This window comes from Vibrio sp. B1FLJ16 (assembly GCF_905175385.1).
In the GTDB taxonomy this organism is placed as follows: Bacteria; Pseudomonadota; Gammaproteobacteria; order Enterobacterales; family Vibrionaceae; genus Vibrio.
Genome location: NZ_HG992749.1, coordinates 1,339,995 through 1,357,153, shown reverse-complemented (window position 1 = coordinate 1,357,153; position 17,159 = coordinate 1,339,995). Strand labels below are relative to the sequence as shown.

At 44.3% G+C, this 17,159-nt stretch carries 16 protein-coding genes; 11 read left to right on the top strand and 5 right to left on the bottom strand.

From position 1 onward, the window contains the following. Positions 1 to 166: 166 nt before the first annotated feature. Positions 167 to 1,144: a DUF3187 family protein gene (locus tag KHN79_RS06150; protein ID WP_182007987.1), complete on the top strand. Its 978-nt coding sequence runs from the start codon at positions 167 to 169 to the stop codon at positions 1,142 to 1,144. A gap of 25 nt (positions 1,145 to 1,169) precedes the next feature. On the opposite strand, the gene KHN79_RS06145 is transcribed toward KHN79_RS06150, so the two are convergent. Further along, positions 1,170 to 1,913 (bottom strand): sporulation protein, encoded by a 744-nt coding sequence (locus tag KHN79_RS06145; protein ID WP_182007988.1) that lies wholly within the window; start codon positions 1,911 to 1,913, stop codon positions 1,170 to 1,172. 263 nt (positions 1,914 to 2,176) lie between these two features. On the opposite strand from KHN79_RS06145, the gene hutC reads away from it, so the two are divergent. The 4 genes from hutC (at position 2,177) to KHN79_RS06125 (ending at position 6,085) form a co-directional block, all read left to right on the top strand. Next, on the top strand, positions 2,177 to 2,884 hold the full coding sequence (gene hutC / locus KHN79_RS06140) for a histidine utilization repressor (RefSeq protein ID WP_182007989.1): 708 nt from the start codon (positions 2,177 to 2,179) through the stop codon (positions 2,882 to 2,884). 128 nt (positions 2,885 to 3,012) lie between these two features. Further along, entirely contained in the window at positions 3,013 to 4,254 is a 1,242-nt protein-coding gene (gene hutI, locus KHN79_RS06135; RefSeq protein ID WP_182007990.1) for an imidazolonepropionase, read from the top strand. Between the two features lie 9 nt (positions 4,255 to 4,263). After that, on the top strand, positions 4,264 to 5,274 hold the full coding sequence (gene hutG / locus KHN79_RS06130) for a formimidoylglutamase (RefSeq protein ID WP_182007991.1): 1,011 nt from the start codon (positions 4,264 to 4,266) through the stop codon (positions 5,272 to 5,274). Between the two features lie 88 nt (positions 5,275 to 5,362). Then, positions 5,363 to 6,085, top strand: coding sequence for a DUF3581 domain-containing protein (locus KHN79_RS06125; protein ID WP_182007992.1), 723 nt, complete (start codon positions 5,363 to 5,365; stop codon positions 6,083 to 6,085). Between the two features lie 60 nt (positions 6,086 to 6,145). On the opposite strand, the gene KHN79_RS06120 is transcribed toward KHN79_RS06125, so the two are convergent. Both KHN79_RS06120 and ygiD read right to left on the bottom strand, forming a co-directional pair. Then, positions 6,146 to 7,132, bottom strand: a complete 987-nt coding sequence (locus KHN79_RS06120) for a glutathione S-transferase family protein (RefSeq protein ID WP_182007993.1) — start codon at positions 7,130 to 7,132, stop codon at positions 6,146 to 6,148. Between the two features lie 18 nt (positions 7,133 to 7,150). Next, the gene (gene ygiD, locus KHN79_RS06115) at positions 7,151 to 7,975 is read right to left on the bottom strand and encodes a 4,5-DOPA dioxygenase extradiol (RefSeq protein ID WP_182007994.1); all 825 of its coding nucleotides are present in this window, start codon (positions 7,973 to 7,975) and stop codon (positions 7,151 to 7,153) included. A gap of 137 nt (positions 7,976 to 8,112) precedes the next feature. Here ygiD and KHN79_RS06110 point away from each other — a divergent pair, with 137 nt between their 5' ends. Continuing rightward, complete coding sequence (locus tag KHN79_RS06110) at positions 8,113 to 9,015, top strand: LysR family transcriptional regulator (RefSeq protein WP_182007995.1); 903 nt, start codon at positions 8,113 to 8,115, stop codon at positions 9,013 to 9,015. Between the two features lie 34 nt (positions 9,016 to 9,049). Here the strand turns inward: KHN79_RS06110 and KHN79_RS06105 are convergent, their stop codons facing one another. Both KHN79_RS06105 and KHN79_RS06100 read right to left on the bottom strand, forming a co-directional pair. Beyond that, a complete protein-coding gene (locus tag KHN79_RS06105) occupies positions 9,050 to 9,511 on the bottom strand; it encodes an isoprenylcysteine carboxylmethyltransferase family protein (protein WP_182008293.1) in 462 nt (153 codons plus the stop codon). 74 nt (positions 9,512 to 9,585) lie between these two features. Next, positions 9,586 to 12,621, bottom strand: a complete 3,036-nt coding sequence (locus tag KHN79_RS06100) for an FAD-binding and (Fe-S)-binding domain-containing protein (RefSeq protein ID WP_182007996.1) — start codon at positions 12,619 to 12,621, stop codon at positions 9,586 to 9,588. 263 nt (positions 12,622 to 12,884) lie between these two features. Between KHN79_RS06100 and KHN79_RS06095 the strand changes: the two genes are divergently transcribed. The 5 genes from KHN79_RS06095 (at position 12,885) to KHN79_RS06075 (ending at position 16,738) form a co-directional block, all read left to right on the top strand. Next, the gene (locus KHN79_RS06095; protein WP_182007997.1) at positions 12,885 to 13,565 is read left to right on the top strand and encodes a DUF3334 family protein; all 681 of its coding nucleotides are present in this window, start codon (positions 12,885 to 12,887) and stop codon (positions 13,563 to 13,565) included. A 165-nt stretch (positions 13,566 to 13,730) separates the two neighbouring features. Then, a complete protein-coding gene (locus KHN79_RS06090; protein WP_182007998.1) occupies positions 13,731 to 14,426 on the top strand; it encodes a DUF2786 domain-containing protein in 696 nt (231 codons plus the stop codon). A gap of 249 nt (positions 14,427 to 14,675) precedes the next feature. Then, complete coding sequence (locus tag KHN79_RS06085) at positions 14,676 to 15,344, top strand: OmpA family protein (RefSeq protein WP_182007999.1); 669 nt, start codon at positions 14,676 to 14,678, stop codon at positions 15,342 to 15,344. 74 nt (positions 15,345 to 15,418) lie between these two features. Continuing rightward, positions 15,419 to 16,378 carry a J domain-containing protein gene (locus KHN79_RS06080; protein WP_182008000.1) on the top strand — a complete coding sequence of 320 codons (960 nt, stop codon included), beginning with the start codon at positions 15,419 to 15,421 and terminating at the stop codon, positions 16,376 to 16,378. A 174-nt stretch (positions 16,379 to 16,552) separates the two neighbouring features. Further along, a complete protein-coding gene (locus tag KHN79_RS06075) occupies positions 16,553 to 16,738 on the top strand; it encodes a hypothetical protein (RefSeq protein WP_182008001.1) in 186 nt (61 codons plus the stop codon). Positions 16,739 to 17,159 lie beyond the last annotated feature (421 nt).

The following is a 17,159-nucleotide window of genomic DNA, read 5'->3' as shown; positions in this document are numbered from 1 at the left end:
CGATTGTACATAGCTCACAATTAGAATGCAAAGCGCGATTCACTCCGCTAACTTTTCATGCCTAAATTACCGAGTAAAAAGCGTTTTCCCAATAGAGCCAATGGCAATTAACATAAATTTAACACTATGTTTATATTAATTATTGATTTTCATTTAGGTCGTCATAATGATGAAATTCAGATGGTTTCCTACAATTGCCTCGTCAGCTGCTCTTACTACCCTTCCTATCGAGGCAGTAACAGATTTCTATGGCCCGCTACGAACCTATGCCCAGTCACCTATGCAGTCGGTTAGTCATACTAACTACCTCCGCTCCGCCTTTAGTCTGCCTGCTGACTACTTCGAAGCTCATGGCTCGGCTGCGATAGCCAGTGTCTGGGCTCATACCTATGAATATGCATTAGATTACTACCACAATCAGATCGAGCTCGGAGGAAAATGGCAAATCAGTGACCATTGGCAATGGGAGTTAAATTATCGCTGGGTGTTTGCTGCAGATAATCATCTCGATGGACTGACACAAAGCTTCCATGATTTATTTAGCATCGACCAAAATGGCCGAGATGAAGTCAGTAACAATCGATTTTATATCCCAATGCCTCACTATGATATTTTCGAGGATGAGTTTGAAGGCCAATCTATCACTAACAATATTTCATCTTACCTTCAATATCATCTCCTGCAGGATAAGCATCACGCCCTAGCTTTTGGTGGCAGTATTTATTACAACTACGTGTCCCACGGTCCATTTAAACGCAGTAATTTCGAGCAAGGAATCCAGCTGAACTACAGTTACTTAAGAAATCCTCACGCGATTTATACCATGGTCGGAGCGACATTTCGCTCTGACGCTAGTGCGTTAGTAAACTTACCCTATCGTCATACAACTGTCGCGTTAGCTGGTGGTTATCGTTATGCAATAGCAGAAAAACATCACTTGCTCATTGAATACCACTGGTACCAGGGTTCAAATAAGGGGCCGGATGAGTTTTCTGATGCCGCCAATGAGATAGCCATAGGGTATCGCTACCTAATGCAAAGCTCTGCCATTGAACTTATAGCGACGGAAAATGTGAGGAATATGGATAACAGTACCGATATCGCACTTGCGTTTGGATATCGGTACTTATTTTCTCCAGACTGACTAGGGTCTGTTTACAAACTCTAATTTACAAGCTTAAGACAGGTGCTACCGCAGCAGCAACTTGTGCGTCTGTTGCGTTGATTGGCAAGGTAAAAGAGCGATACTGGTCACCAGACAAACTCAGTGATCTGTCAATTTCCGCCAAACAGTGCATCGCCTGACCTTCTAGGATAAACGAAAGCTCAATTTCTTTCGAAGAGATAAAACCGTTATTGCGGAACTCCAGTTCCTGATAGAAACCAGATTTCGAAGAGAAAGAACCGCCTCGTAGGACCCCTTTTTCGACATCCGCTTTCACCATGCTAAAACCGGCTTGTTCAATCGCCTGAATAACTCGGGATGCCACTGGCAATGGTTTAATCTCAAGATAATCACGATCACGTGGGTCCATCGCAAAGTCGATATCTAGCGTTGTTTCCAACCAGACGTGACATTGATTCTTGAGCGCTTTAACAAGCGTAATTGGTGTTTCCTCATGTAGCTTTAATTGAAACGGTACTTGTTTTTCTTCATTAGGCTGAATAACAAACGGTTCCACGGCTTTTAATTGATCAATCGTATAGGTTTGGTAGCTGACACTATCATCCGCTTCAACCTTTATTTCGGTGTTCAGCTTGATAGTAATAGCATCAATCTGCTGTTCAACGTCGCCACCAACAATATGAACGTTACCCGTTAGCGTAGCACCTTGAAACACGCTCATCTCATCCAAGATGGTATCTACTTTTGCCGCCCCAATACCTAATGATGCTTTTAGTTTTTTAAACATTTCTTCCCTTTTTATTACTGTATTTTTGTTAGCTATATTTATTTCTTACACAATAGCTTTGTTCGCTTCAAGCAATAGACTGTAATAGTACGGGCGAATTCCCCTATCGCACCAAAAACCACTCATTTTTCCACAACCGCCAGACTTGCAAAAATCAGAAATTTGTAACTAAACCATGCATATCGATGCGATTTAGAGAGAAGTATTTGCATTTCATACTTAAATTGAGCACTATTTGTATAGTCAATTTATAGGAAGCTATTATGTCTGCACCACTCTATATGCAAATCAAACGATTTATCCTCGATAAGATTGAGTCGGGTGAGTGGATTGTAGGCCAGCGAATCGCAACTGAATTTGAATTAACTGAGCAATTCGGCGTCAGTCGGATGACCGTAAACAAAGCTATCCGTGATCTCGTCAACGAAGGAAAGCTACAACGCCGACCTCGGCTTGGAACATTTGTCTGTGATCCGGTTGAGAAATCGGAATCACCGCTATTAGACATTCGAAACATCGCTGAAGAAGTGAGTGATCGCGGTCGTCAGTACAGCAGTAACGTACTGAAACAAGTTGCGATTAAAGCCGATGATAAAATTGCGATAAAACTCGGGGTAATGCTCGGGTCTACGGTTTTCTACAGTGAAATTATTCACTACGAAGACAGCAAACCGATACAGCTAGAACTTCGCTGGGTTAATAGTCAATACGCGCCTGGTTATCTGAGCCAGGACTTCACTCACATCACACCGAACCAGTATCTATCAGATAACTGTCCGTTGAGTGCGATAGAACATACCGTTGAAGCGATCATTCCCGATAACCGAATCAAACTTGATCTCAAAATGCAGGCCAACGAACCTTGCCTGCTCCTGAACCGCAGAACCTGGAGCCAGGACAAGCTGGTCAGTACTGCACTGCTCTATCATCCGGGTAACAAGTATAAACTGAGTTCCAAAGTTCTGACTTAACGGCTACCTGCAAAGGTAACAGCTAAGTTACGTTCACATTTCTTCCGCATCTATCTTGTCATAGATACTTTCTTGTTATACATATTTGTATATACATTTAAAAATACCAACCAATATAGGATACAAAAATGGATTTGCTGATTGAGAATGTACGTCTGGTCACTATGGCACAAGGAGAAGAAGGTTATTTGCCGACATCACCTGCTCGTGTCGGAATTCAATCAGGAAAAATCGTCGCTATCAGTACTGAAACCGTTGGCGAAGATGATCCTAAAGTAGAATCACTACTGTCTCCTCAAAACTACTCTCAAAGCATCGACCTCAAAGGCAAGTTAATGATGCCGGGTCTTATTGACTGCCATACTCACCTTGTTTACGCCGGTAACCGCGCAAATGAGTTCGAGATGCGTTTAAACGGCGTGCCTTATCAGGAAATCGCGAAACAAGGCGGCGGTATTCTTTCTACCGTAAAGGCGACCCGTGAAGCAACCGAAGAAGAGTTAGTAGAACTCGCCCTGCCCCGTTTAGACGGCTTGTTAGCGAGCGGTGTGACTTCTATTGAAGTAAAATCGGGCTACGGGCTAACGCTCGATGATGAACTTAAGATGCTACGTGCTGCAAAAGCATTGGAACAAAAACGAAAAGTAAAAATCACAACAACACTTCTTGCTGCTCATGCTTTACCACCTGAGTTCACAGGCCGTGCAGACGATTATATTGAGCATATTTGTCAGGATATCATTCCACTGGTCGCAAAAGAAAAGCTGGCCACCAGCGTGGATGTGTTTTGTGAATCAATCGGCTTCAACCTGGAGCAGACAGAAAAAGTATTTGCGACAGCAAAACAACATGGTTTAAAGATTAAGGGGCACACAGAGCAGCTATCTAACCTTGGTGGTACCGCACTTACGGCAAAATACGACGGGCTCTCTGCCGATCATATTGAGTTTTTAGATGAAGAAGGCGTTATCGCACTGTCAAAATCAAATACGGTTGCAACTCTGCTTCCTGGTGCGTTTTACTTCTTGCGTGAAACTCAACTACCACCAATCGAATTGTTAAGAAAGCATCAGATCCCGATGGCGATTGCAACCGATGTAAACCCTGGTACCTCTCCTTTTGCGGATGTCACCTTGATGATGAATATGGCTTGTACCCTATTCCGTCTGACCCCGCAGGAATCGCTGCGAGGCGTAACTCAGCACGCGGCTAAAGCATTGGGCTACGAACATTCACGCGGTGCTATTGAAGTAGGCTTTGACGCTGATTTCTCAATTTGGGATATCGACCATCCCGCAGACTTGAGCTATCAAGTTGGCGCAAAACGTCTGGTAGGTCGTATAGTAAATGGAGAATACATTTCGCACTAAGGCGTTTTAATGTCACAGTCAGATCTGCATAAGCAGTTATTTCATTGGCAAGGCCGTCATGATCCTGAAGAAGGTAAAGACGGTCGGCGCGTTCATCACATCGTTCAACATAAAGCGACAAGTGAACTGGATAATAATGGTGCACAAGGCATTTCCATTTTAGGCTTTGCAACCGATGCTGGCGTAGCAAGAAATAAAGGCCGCATCGGTGCAAAAAAAGCGCCCGACTTAATCCGCCGGGCACTTGCCAATCTTGCGTGGCATAAAGACACGCCAATTTATGATCTCGGTACAGTGGTGTGTGAAGATGACTTATTGGAAGAGAGTCAGGCACGCTGCGCAAAAACCATTGCACAAGCTCTGCCTCATACTTCCGTAATTGTTCTTGGCGGCGGTCACGAAATCGCCTGGGCCTCATTTTCCGGCTTAGCCGAGTACTTCAAAACGCACCACCCAGATAAGAAACCCAAAATCGGCATCGTCAATTTCGATGCCCATTTTAATTTGCGAGCTTTCGATAGCTCACATGCTGACTCAAAGCCAAGTTCTGGTACACCATTTAACCAAATCCATCATTTTTGCCAGCAAAACGATTGGACATTCCATTACGCCTGTTTAGGCGTCAGCCGCAGTAACAACACACTGGCTCTATTCCATAAAGCCGACGAACTGTGCGTATGGTACGTAGAGGATCATCAACTTAATTGCCTGAATCACAGCTATCACCTGACGCAATTGCAGCACTTTATCGACGACTGTGACTACCTTTATCTCACCATCGACTTAGGCGTATTTCCGGCGGCCACAGCTCCGGGTGTCAGCGCTCCGGCAGCCAGAGGAGTGAGCTACGATACAATCGCTCCCTTCTTAGAGCGGATTCTTCATTACAAAAATAAGTTATTACTCGCGGACATTGCTGAATACAATCCAAATTATGATGTCGATAGCCAGACAGCGCGATTGGCAGCCTATTTATGTTGGGAAATCGCCAACGCCATGGCAGAAAAACAAAATACATAACAAGCAATCTAAGCCCTGATGGGCTCCGGCCCCTTTTTTGTGTCTATACTTTTACCAAGTAACGCTATCACTATAAGCCACAAAAATTATGTTTCTGACGCCTTATTTTTCAAGCCATGACCACCAGTTTCAGTTCACTCGCGAGCAAGCAAGTCACTTTGCTAAGCGTGTTGCCGGAGACTACAACCCTATACACGATGAAGACAACAAACGCTTTTGCGTTCCCGGCGATCTTCTCTTTGCGGTACTACTTAGCAAAGAAGGTATTAGCCAAAAAATGTGCTTCAAGTTCTCTGGGATGGTTAATGATGGCGTAGCACTGCATATCGAAAATAAATCGGCGAATGAGAGCGCGGTTGTTGATGAGTCTGGCAAAGAATATTTGCATATGTCTCATGAAGGTGAAGTCAATCACGATTCATCTTTCATTGAGCATGTCGTAACAAACTACGTCCAGTTTTCTGGAATGAACTTCCCGCATATCATGGTTCCTCTTATGGAAGAACAGCAGATGATGATCAACTGCCAGCGACCACTAGTCATATATGAAAGCATGGACGTTGAGTTTACTCGCCTAGATCTTACTCATCCTGAAGTGGAATTTAGTGGTGCAACGTTCGATGTAGAAGGTAAACGCGGAGTGGTTACCCTCAACTTCGCGTTTAAAGAAGATGGTGAAGTGGTTGGTAAAGGTATTAAGCGTATGGTTGCCAGCGGCTTAAAACCTTACGATAAAGAAGCGGTAGACGATTTGGTTAAGCGTTTTCATGCACGTAAAGATGCATTTTTAGCAAAATTTGAGGCAGCGTAGTCACTGCCCCAGTATAACTGACCTACCATTAACAAGCTTTTCTCTGCGGCAAGCTTTCTATTAGTTGCCGCTGTTTAGCTCTCTCGCTGCCTGTATTAAGGCGTCAATATGTGCTGGCCCCGTAGGACGGATGCCTGCTGGATTCAGCTCTTTAATGGAATAATACCCTGCTGTGATGTGATCAACACTCACAGTGTCTACCACGCCTGGCAAGTTGAGTATTCGTTCCATATATCCGGAAAGATTCGGGTAATCCGCAATTTGCTTACGATTGGTTTTGAACAGCCCGTGGTATGCCGCGTCAAAACGAATCAGGGTAACAAAGGTACGGATATCTGTTTCTGTTAGTCGATTACCGATCAGGTAGTCCTGCCCTTCCAAACGAGCTTCCAGTTCGTCCAGCATCGAAAACACTTCGTTTACCGCTTCTTCATAAGATGACTGGGACTGCGTAAAACCAGCCTTGTAAACACCGTTATTGAGGTCGTTATATATACGCGGATTGAGTGCTTCAATTTCTGCAGCAAACTCTTCCGGATACAGTCTGATGTCGGATGGCACTATCTCTTCAAATGCCGTATCCAACATTCGCAAAATATCGGCACTTTCATTGTTCACCAGTACATTTTGCTTCATGTCCCACAGTACAGGTACGGTTGCACGACCGGTGTAAGTGGGGTTAGCTCGCGTGTAAATCTCATGCATGTATTGTGATGCAAACAGTGGGTCAGTATCCGCGCCTTCATAACCACCAAACGCCCAGCCTTGCGAAGTCATTTGAGGGTTAACCACGGTTACCGGAATAATGTCTTCCAACCCTTTGAGTTTACGTGCGATCAATGTGCGCGAAGCCCAGGGACAAATCAGTGCAACATATAGTCGGTAGCGCCCCGGTTCTGCTTTAAAGCCACCTATCCCAGTAGGACCAGGACTGCCATCTGGCGTTATCCAGTTACGAAACTCTGAAATCTGACGAACAAAACGCCCTTTATCATCCGCTTTTTGCAACGCTTTCCAGTTTTCTGTCCATTTGCCATCTACTAACATAATTTTATCCTCAAAAAACTAAGCGCCACTAAAAACAAATGAGCGCATTGAAATAGAGCCTAACTCAACCCCTTCAGAGGTATAAACGAGTTCATCTTTTAAACTAGAGGCACCGGCAATCGTCAAGGCTGGTGCATAGTGCTCTAATGTCGGGTTAGCGATACGCAGGAGGCTTCCCATCGAAGCGATATCAGTTAACGATTTAAAGTCACGTTTATTCAAGTGCTCGGCGACGTACTGATCAAATTCAATTGCCCAGTCATGGGGTTTACCATCGAACTGTAGGGCTCTTAGATTGTGAACAATATTGCCCGAACCAAGTATCAGCACACCACGGTTACGTAATTCAGCTAATTTTTTTCCTATGCTCAGATGCCAGTTCATGTCTTTAGTAATATCAATGGATAGCTGGAAAACTGGCACATCTGCAGCAGGAAACATCGAGTTTAATACCGACCATGCCCCATGATCTAATCCCCACTTATCATCGGTGTGTACATTATGATCTGACAGTAAAGCCGCTACTTCATTAGCCAGCTGCGGGTGACCTTTAGCTGGGTATTGCTTCTCGTATAACGCATCAGGAAAACCGTAAAAGTCATGAATAGTACGAGGCAGTGCTGAAACATCGACTAACGTGCTACCCTGAGTCATCCAGTGAGCAGAAACAACGAGTATCGCCTGAGGTCTTGGTAAAGTACGACCAAGTTCCGCCCAGCTGCGAGTAAACTCATTATCCTCAATGACATTCATCGGGGAGCCATGACCAAGAAATACCACTGGCATTCTTGGTGAGGCTTTAAATCTTTCTTTCAGCTTTTGTAGTGAGGACATAACGCTCATCGTTCTTTCCTTATCTGGCCAACATTATTGTGGCTTATCTGTTCGGTATGGGGAAATTATGTCTTCACCAAACTTTCAATACAATGGCGATTATGTAGAATGATAATCCACAATATATTCCTAATTGAGTTGATAACATGGACTTAATTGATGGCTTAAAAGCGTTTGTTGCAACTGCTCAAACGGGCTCCTTTACCGAAGCGGCACAAAGGCTCGGTGTATCTAACCGAATCACTTCTAAATATGTCGCTCAGTTGGAAGAGAAAATTGGCGCACAGTTATTGCAGAGAACCACTCGCAAGGTAGGCTTGACACCAACAGGCCAGGAATTACTTGCACGTGCTCCTAGTCTATTAGATGAACTGGATGATCTGCTTGGCGCAATATCTGAAGAGTCGAAAGGGCTGACTGGTGTTCTGAGGGTGTCAGCGCCATTAACTTTTGGAGAGATCTACATTACTGGCTTGCTTAGCCGTTTTTCAGCCCTTCATCCGCAGCTCTCTATCGATCTGCGCTTAAGCGACTCGTACGTTGACTTAGCAAAGGATGGTATTGATTTAGCATTCCGTATAGGGCTTCCTGATACGGCAACCTTGAAAGTAAGAAAACTTGGCGAGATCACCAGTTGTGTTGTTGCCTCTCCGGAATACCTTACTCAGCGAGGAACCCCAAACACACCTCAGGAGCTTAGTGAACATTTCTGTATTATCGATACCAACCGAAGAGGCCACAATAAATGGTGGTTTTACAGAGGAAAAGAAGAAGTATCCGTCGTGCCAGACAGAAACTTGATGGTCAATAGCGCTCGAATTGCAAAAGACTGGGCGATAGATGGGCGAGGAATCGCAATCTGTCCCGATTTCGTTTTACAACGAGATCTTGAAAGCGGGCGGCTGGTAAAACTGCTTAGAGAATACAGCATGAAAACCCACCCGATTAATGCTGTTTATCTCGAAGGAAATGTCGTGCCTCGAAAGGTCAGAGCACTCATCGATTTCGTCGTGGAAGATTTCGCCAAAAGACCACCAGGTAGGATGTAGACTAACTCTGTGCACTAAGATGTTAAAAGTCGCGTTATATCCAGCGACGCACGCGGTTTTTATATTTCAGGTACTCTTCACCAAACAGACGCTCCAAGACGTGTTCTTCCGGTTTTATCTGGTATCGGTTCATATAAGATACGAAAAGAGCGCCACAGACAATCACGCTTAAATGTTGCCACCATAGCCCTAACGCAATAATAAGCAACAGTAACGCAACGTACATCGGATTGCGGGTATAAGCGAAAACGCCTGTATTTACTACAGTTGAAGCCTTCTCTGGTTTAACCGGATTAACCGTAGTTTTTACTTTCCGAAATTCATAAACTCCGGCAATACCGATATAGCCCGATAGCAGGACTAAACCTGCGACAACAAATTTCAGAAAAGGTACCGTTACCGTAAAGCCCGGCGCCAAACCTTTCAGTAAATACATCAATAAAACCACCAGCAAGAAAACAGCAACAGGTGGCACTCTTAGTTCTAGCTTTCTCAATTTTCTCAAGATTGGAGTCCTTTCTAATCCTAAAAAAGCCCAGTAGAACTGGGCTTAATTTGTACTAAATGTAATTATACGAGTGTTAGTAGCGCTTGGACCGGATGTTTTGGCTTAGTTCCTTCAAAGCGTTTAACCTGGCTTCGACAAGAGTAGCCGGTTATTAAGCACCGCTCATTATCCAGCTTATCTAAATTTGGCTTCCAGCTCAGATTGTAAATGTCTTTCGACATTGACAACTTATCGACTTCGTGCCCAAACGTCCCTGCCATACCACAACAGCCAACTGGTACGGTATTAAGTACCCCGCCAAAGTGAGCAAAAATAGCCCCCCACTCTTTTTCGGCATTTGGCATTTTGGTCTTTTCTGTACAATGCGCAAACAGGTACCATGGTTCTTGTTGTCCGGATTCTACCACTGCAAAATCCTTCAACCTTGGGTACAACCATTCGTGTGCTGTCAGAACATCGAAATCACCGCGTTTATTACCAAGTACTTCTACGTACTCATCCCGGTAGCAAAGCACTAAAGCAGGATCAACACCAACCATCGGTATACCCAGATCAGCAACTAACCCTAAAAACTTAGCCGTGTCTGCTGCTGTTTCAGAGAACTTACCTAAAAAGCCTTTAATATGCTGAGCCTTACCATTTGGTTTAAACGGCAGCAGAACCGGATTCATTCCCAGCTTTCTGACCAGCTTAACAAAGTCTTCCACGACTTCTGCATCGTAATAGCTGGTAAACGGGTCCTGAACAATCAGTACATGCTTACTCTTCTCTTCTGAAGATAATCCAGACAACGCCTTGAGGTCATAACTTGTAGTCAGAGAATCGATACGCTTTTGCAAAGTCGGGACAGACAACAGCGGAGCGTCCACATAGCCTACCGTCGATGCCGTCAGGCTTTTAACCCAAGATTGTTTAAGAACACCGTTCACGACGCTTGGTGCTTTAGCCATTAGCGGTAACATAGTTTCAATGTTTGCCACCAAGTAATCTTTGGCTGGACGCTGGTAGCGAGAATGGTAAATGTTCAGAAAGCGAGAGCGGAAGCTTGGTACATCCACTTTAATCGGACACTGGCTGGCACAAGCCTTACAAGCAAGACAGCCATTCATTGCTTCATAGACTTCATGCGAAAAATCATATTCATGACGACGGTTAATCGAGTTACGTACACGGTCGATCATCGTTTTGATAGAAGCTTTATTTTCCAGAGCCTGTTTTTCCAGATCCAGAATATCAATACCTTGCTCAGTCAACTGACGGAGCCACTCGCGCACTAAGCCAGCACGCCCTTTTGGAGAATGGCGACGGTCAGCAGTTACTTTCATGGACGGACACATCGGAGAGCTGGTGTCATAGTTGAAGCACAAACCGTTGCCGTTACATTCCATCGCTTGCTTAAAGCTATCACGGACCTGAACATCAATCTGACGGTCAAAGTAACCACGTTTGGTATCGGTGACTTTCACCAGTTCCGCATCACTGTTTAACGGTGTACAGATTTTGCCCGGGTTCATTTTATTGTGCGGGTCAAATGCAGCTTTTACACGTTTAAGCTCGGTAAACAGCTCTTCACCGAAGAACTCAGGGCCATACTCAGAACGGAAGCCTTTACCGTGCTCGCCCCACATCAAACCGCCGTACTTCGCTACCAGCTTAACGACTTCATCCGACACTTCATGCATCAGAGCTTCCTGGTGCGGGTCGCAGAGATCCAGCGCCGGACGAACGTGTAATACGCCTGCATCAACGTGGCCGAACATGCCGTAATTCAGAGACTTTCCATCCAACAGCTCACGGAACTCGGCAATAAAATCCGCTAAGTTTTCAGGAGGAACACAAGTGTCTTCTGCAAATGGTACAGGTTTAGCGCGACCTTTAGCCGCTCCGAGCAGACCTACCGCTTTCTTACGCATATTGTAAATACGGCCGATACTCGCTACATCATTGCACACCTGGTATCCGATGATACCCGCCTCTTCTGTTTCCAGCATGGTGTCGAGCTTGGCTGTTAACGCGGCAACTTGAGACGCGATTTCCTCTTCATCCTCGCCGGCGTATTCCACCATATTGATACCAAGCATCTCTTTATCAGGTACGTCAGTGATTAAATCGCTCACCGTATGCCAGACAATGTCTTGTTTTGCTAGGTTAAGAACTTTTGAGTCAACCGTTTCTACAGACATCGCATTCGCCTGAACCATCAGTGGCGCATTGCGTAATGCAGAATCAAAACTGTTGTATTTAACGTTAACCAAGGTTCGCACTTTAGGGATACGCGTTAGATTCAACTTAGCTTCGGTGATGAAGGCAAGAGAACCTTCTGCACCACACAAGACACGCGTAATATCAAAACTGTCAGTCAGCTCATCTAGGGCGTTCTTTAAGTCATATCCGGTCAAGAAGCGGTTTAAAGGTGGGAACTTGTCGTTGATTTGCTGACGTTTTTCTCGACATACCGATTCAGTAACGCTAAGTGCGGTTGCAGCAAACTCGCCTTCTTTCGGATAACCATGAGACAAGTCAGATTCTAATACAGAGCCATCAGCAAATACCGCTTGCAGTGACAGCACATGATCAGACGTTTTGCCGTATTTCAGCGAGCCCTGACCGGAAGCATCCGTATTTACCATACCGCCTATCGTAGCGCGGTTACTGGTTGATAAATCAGGAGAGAAGAAATAGCCAAACGGACGAACCGCATCATTCAGCTGATCCTTTATGACACCAGTTTGAACACGCACCCACCCCTCTTTTTCGTTGATTTCAAGCACCTTGTTCATATGGCGCGACAAATCAACCACGATGCCTTTCGTCAACGACTGGCCGTTAGTGCCCGTACCACCACCGCGAGGTGAAAACGTAATTCGTTCGTACTTTTCTTGATTGCTCAGCTTACCAATAAGTGCAACGTCTTGAGTCGTTTTAGGATGGACAACCGCCTGAGGAAGTTGCTGGTAGACACTGTTATCAGTAGCTACCGCTAGTCGGCTTGAATATTGGCTTTCTATATCGCCAGAAAATCCTGCTTGTTCAAGCTCCTTCAGATAAGTCAGAACAAGAGGATCGACATCAGTTTGCGAGTGTAATCTTGGTAACATTTGCTTCCTGCCCCTACTGCGCTGATCCTATCAGCTGCGGGTTATGTAATTATTTTACTCATTCCGCAGTTATGCTAATCGGGCAATGACAAGATGCGCAGCGAGAATGAGTGGTATGAAATTTTTAGGATTTGATCACTTTACAACATTTGAAAAAGCGATTAAATCAGAATCTCAATACAAGATTTAAACTTATGCTTTCTTTTTACACTATTAATGCCTTACATTGAGACAGAAATAGCCTTTCTGTATGAGCTTTAAGAATGAAAAAGAATAAAGTAGTAACCAATGAAGATATTCTTCTGAAACTTTGCCAGTCTGTTTCTGGCGTACTTACCACAGCAACCTCTTCGCAAGTAAGCTATTCCGCAATGGTGCAAAAGATCAACAAAACCAGCCTCAAGCCCGATTTTGGTTGTTTTGTTCTGTTTGATGGCGGCTTCAGCGGCTTAGTTGTGATTAATTTTACTGCTAAAGCAGCCCTCGAGATTTACACCAACTACATGCGCAATATGGGAATGCCTGAAGAGGAACTGGCAATCTCGCATACCTCAGATGAAGTTGCTGATGTGCTTGGTGAACTGATGAACCAATTAGTAGGTGATTTCACCAACAAAATCCGCAAAGAGTTACAAACTAACATCACGCAAAATCAGCCTAAAATGCTGGCACTCAATAAACAGGTGATCTTGCAGGTAGACACCAATCTTGATCGCCCTCAGGCCCGCCGTGTTACCTTCTCTACGGCCAACAACAACATCTTTTATCTTGAACTGGCGATGGACAAGACCGAATTCATTCAACTTGAAGAGTTTGAAATCGCTGAAGACGAGAACCCAGATGACATTTTGGAAGCAACACGTAAAGAAATGTCAGAAAAACAAGCTCATAGTACAAACACAAAAGATGATGCTGATGACTTACTAGACCAACTAGGCTTGTAAGGTTAAGGCTTTTGAATCCTGCATCAAGTTAACTCTTAACCATCCAGCCTCGTGTTATACGAGGCTGAATCCCCTAAGTTAGAACATGCATCGTATTTCGTTTTTATGTCAAAAAAGGTAATATGTTCGACTTCGTAAAATTTCTGCTCTCGTTACTGGTTGTCGATGGATAAACAAAAAGCTCTGAAAAAAATCGCCAAGTGTTTAGAACTGGGTAATTCTGCTAACGTCAATGAGGCCGCAAATGCCATCAAGATGGCGCATCGCCTTATGCTCAAATATGGTCTGGATAAAGACGATATTGAGTTTATCAAAATGGGAAAAACCCAATCCTCCCATTTGTTGCCTTCAAACGTTAGTTCCACTCTCTTGCGAGTAATCCGCGGTATTAATACCAAATTTGGCGTTGAGGCAGTTCTGCTGAATCACAAAGGGCTTAAGCGTGTCGAATTTATCGGTGAAGCTGATCGAGCAATATTCGCAGCGTTCGCATTCGATATTATCTATCGCGAGATGAACGAAAGTACCGGCCAATTCCGCAATAGTTTTGCCGGTAGCGGTACCTCTGCCACGGAGGTGACCCGTCGAGTTAATTCGTTTGTTTCAGGTTGGGTCGAAGGTGCCATAGAAAAGCTGCCTATTATCTCTCCAGACGAAGAGTCGGCCAATAAAATCAACGACTATATCGACAAAGAATTCAAAAACATCGATCGCGAAACCTTCAAGAAACAGCTAAAAGAAGCGATGAAAAACCTCACTGAAGACTATGAAGTCGGTTTAAAGAAAGGCCGAAAAGTGTCTGTAAATCGAGGGGTTGGTGGTGAACAAGCAAGAAAAATGCTGGGTAATAAAGTAGAATAAGTTTCTTATTTCCACTTATTACCCAAATAACCTCAAGATGTTAGGTTCAGCGAGAATGAGTTGGGTGTAAAAAGCGTTTTAACCGTAAATTTGCTGAAGTTATTTGGCTATAATTGGGTTTATATGAACTTTGTTACAATTTCTGCCATCGCTTGACTTTCGCTTAACATTCGTCGACAACGACTGCACAATAATTTACGTCCCATTTTAAAGCAGCGTTTCGCCTCACTTTTATACGGAGATTTTCCTTTGAATAAGCTGACTATTGCAGCGGCATTAGTGCTCGCTCTTACGGGCTGTCAAGCCACTCAACGCCAAAACGCCACGACTGGTGAATACGAAACTAACTCAACCACACTGGGTGCCATTACTGGTGCCGTTGCTGGTGCAGCAATCGGGTTAGCAACTGGTGATAATGCCGATGAACGACGTAAACGCGCCTTAATCGGTGCGGCTGCTGGCGGCGCAACAGGCGCTGGCGTCGGTTATTACTTTGACCAACAGGAAGCCGCTCTGCGCCAACAACTACTGAACTCAGGTGTTCAGGTACAGCGTGTCGGTGAAAACCAACTTATGCTTCGTATGGAAAATGGTATTGGCTTTGGATCAGATTCATACCAACTGGATTCTGGTATCCACAACACCCTTCGTGGTGTCGCGCGTATTCTTGTTGAATATCCGGATACAAGCCTTGTAATCGATGGCTACACCGACAGCACAGGCGGTGAATCTCACAACCAGACTCTGTCTGAAAGACGCGCAGAATCGGTGCGTCAGTTCCTTGTATCACAGGGAGTTGCATCGGGTCGCGCAATCGCTCGTGGCTACGGTGAGCGTAACCCTATTTGTTCCAACAGCACAAAAGAAGGCCGCGCTTGTAACCGCCGCGTCGAGATCCAGATCTTGCCTCTGAAATAATTTAGTAGCAACATTGGTAATTATCAGTATTACCGGAGCAGGCTCGGGGTTATCTACCCGGGCCTGACATATTCATGTCTATCAGAACTATTGTTTTTGGCTTAATCTTAAGTGCTGGTCTTTCTGGCAACCTATGCGCATCTCAGACACCCACCTCCCCGGAACAACAATTTCAATACGCTCAGCAATCAGCAACCAACTCGAAAGAAGAGGTACGATACTGGTTAGAACAATCAGCAAAACAGGGATATTTACCAGCGCAAAAGCAGTTAGCACGAGATTTCGAAAGTGGGTTAACAGGCCCGGCATCCTCTTCTCTGGCAATCTACTGGCTCACATCCATCGCATTGAACGACCCACAAGATCACGGTTATTTGCTTGCTAGTTATTTAGAAAAGAATCAGAAAGATATTTCCATTAACGAATTGATCGAAGCCTGGTATCAGCTTTCTTCTATCCATAATCCTCAAGCTGAAGCTGCCTATAACCAGCTACTTGAACAGCGTTTTGACCAATTACGGGCTAAACAAGTATCCGAAATAGAAGAGCTGGATAAAAAATCGGTAGTACAACACGAGCTTCTTCCTCGCTCAGACGAAGAGCCGTATATTTCACAACTTAAGCCTTTAATGGCTTTCGGTATAATGAGCTTAATAGCTGGTGTTGGATGGATTGGCTACAGAAGACAAAGAGATACTCAGCTCGTTCGCTCAGCAAGAGAAGCAACTCAGACCCAACAACTCGACATGAAAATTAAAGAGTTGGAGTTCACAAACAAACAGCTAAAACGCCAATTAGAGAAAGTATTTCGTGAGTTTAAGAAGACAAAGTCTCAATCAGATAACCATAAGTTTGAGCTTGCCTGCGCGATATTTGGTTACACACCACAGACACTCCCTGAATCCAAAGCAATAAAATTGCGTTACCGACAATTATCTAAGCTCTACCACCCTGACTCTCGCGGTAGTGAAGAAGAGATGAAACGCCTGAATCAAGCCTTTCGACTCATTACACAAAATGTTACAAATTCGTAAATAAGCTAGAATCTTAATAGGCACCACACCTTCAGCGCAGATAAATAGTACATTGCAATCGATCTCTCTCTCAGATTAATTAACAGACATTTAACCTGCGTCGCCTCTTTGTGTCATAATACTCACGAAAAATAGCACCTAAAGACTCAAATTATTCTAGGTGGGGAGAAATCAATGTTCACTGAAGAAGGCACCTGTGACTGGTGTAAAAAACCTGCTCTAATCACTCGACATGACTATGTAGATGGTAAACACCATCACTCATGTGAATCTTGCTACGACATGGCGAAAATCGATGTCCGCCTGTTTAACCAAGGTGAATTGCAAATGCGTGAGCGTCTTACTCAACGCGCGGGTTGAAAAAGAGCAAATCAACGGAACTGATTTTTGAAAGCGCCTTATACAAGGCGCTTTTTTATTGCCTTTTATCTATCCCAACGTCCCCACCTATGCCGCTAGCAATGATTTCATCTCCATTTAGCTTGTCGCCTGCCTCCAATTACCTAGGTATACCATCGGATGTAACTGTCCAAACTGATTAAAACCACTGTATATACAGTAGTTATGCTCTCTGCATACAGTATCCATTCTGCTAGCCACCTCACATTATGGAACCTAAATCACACTTACCTTCCCACCAATAAATCATTATAACTCAACAACTTAAACAAGAATCAAAGCTATTAATAAGTAAAAGCTTGCCACAATGGGCATAAAAATCAGTTGATCGCGTATCAAAAACAAACTACTGTATAGACATACAGCATGTATAAAGGAACAG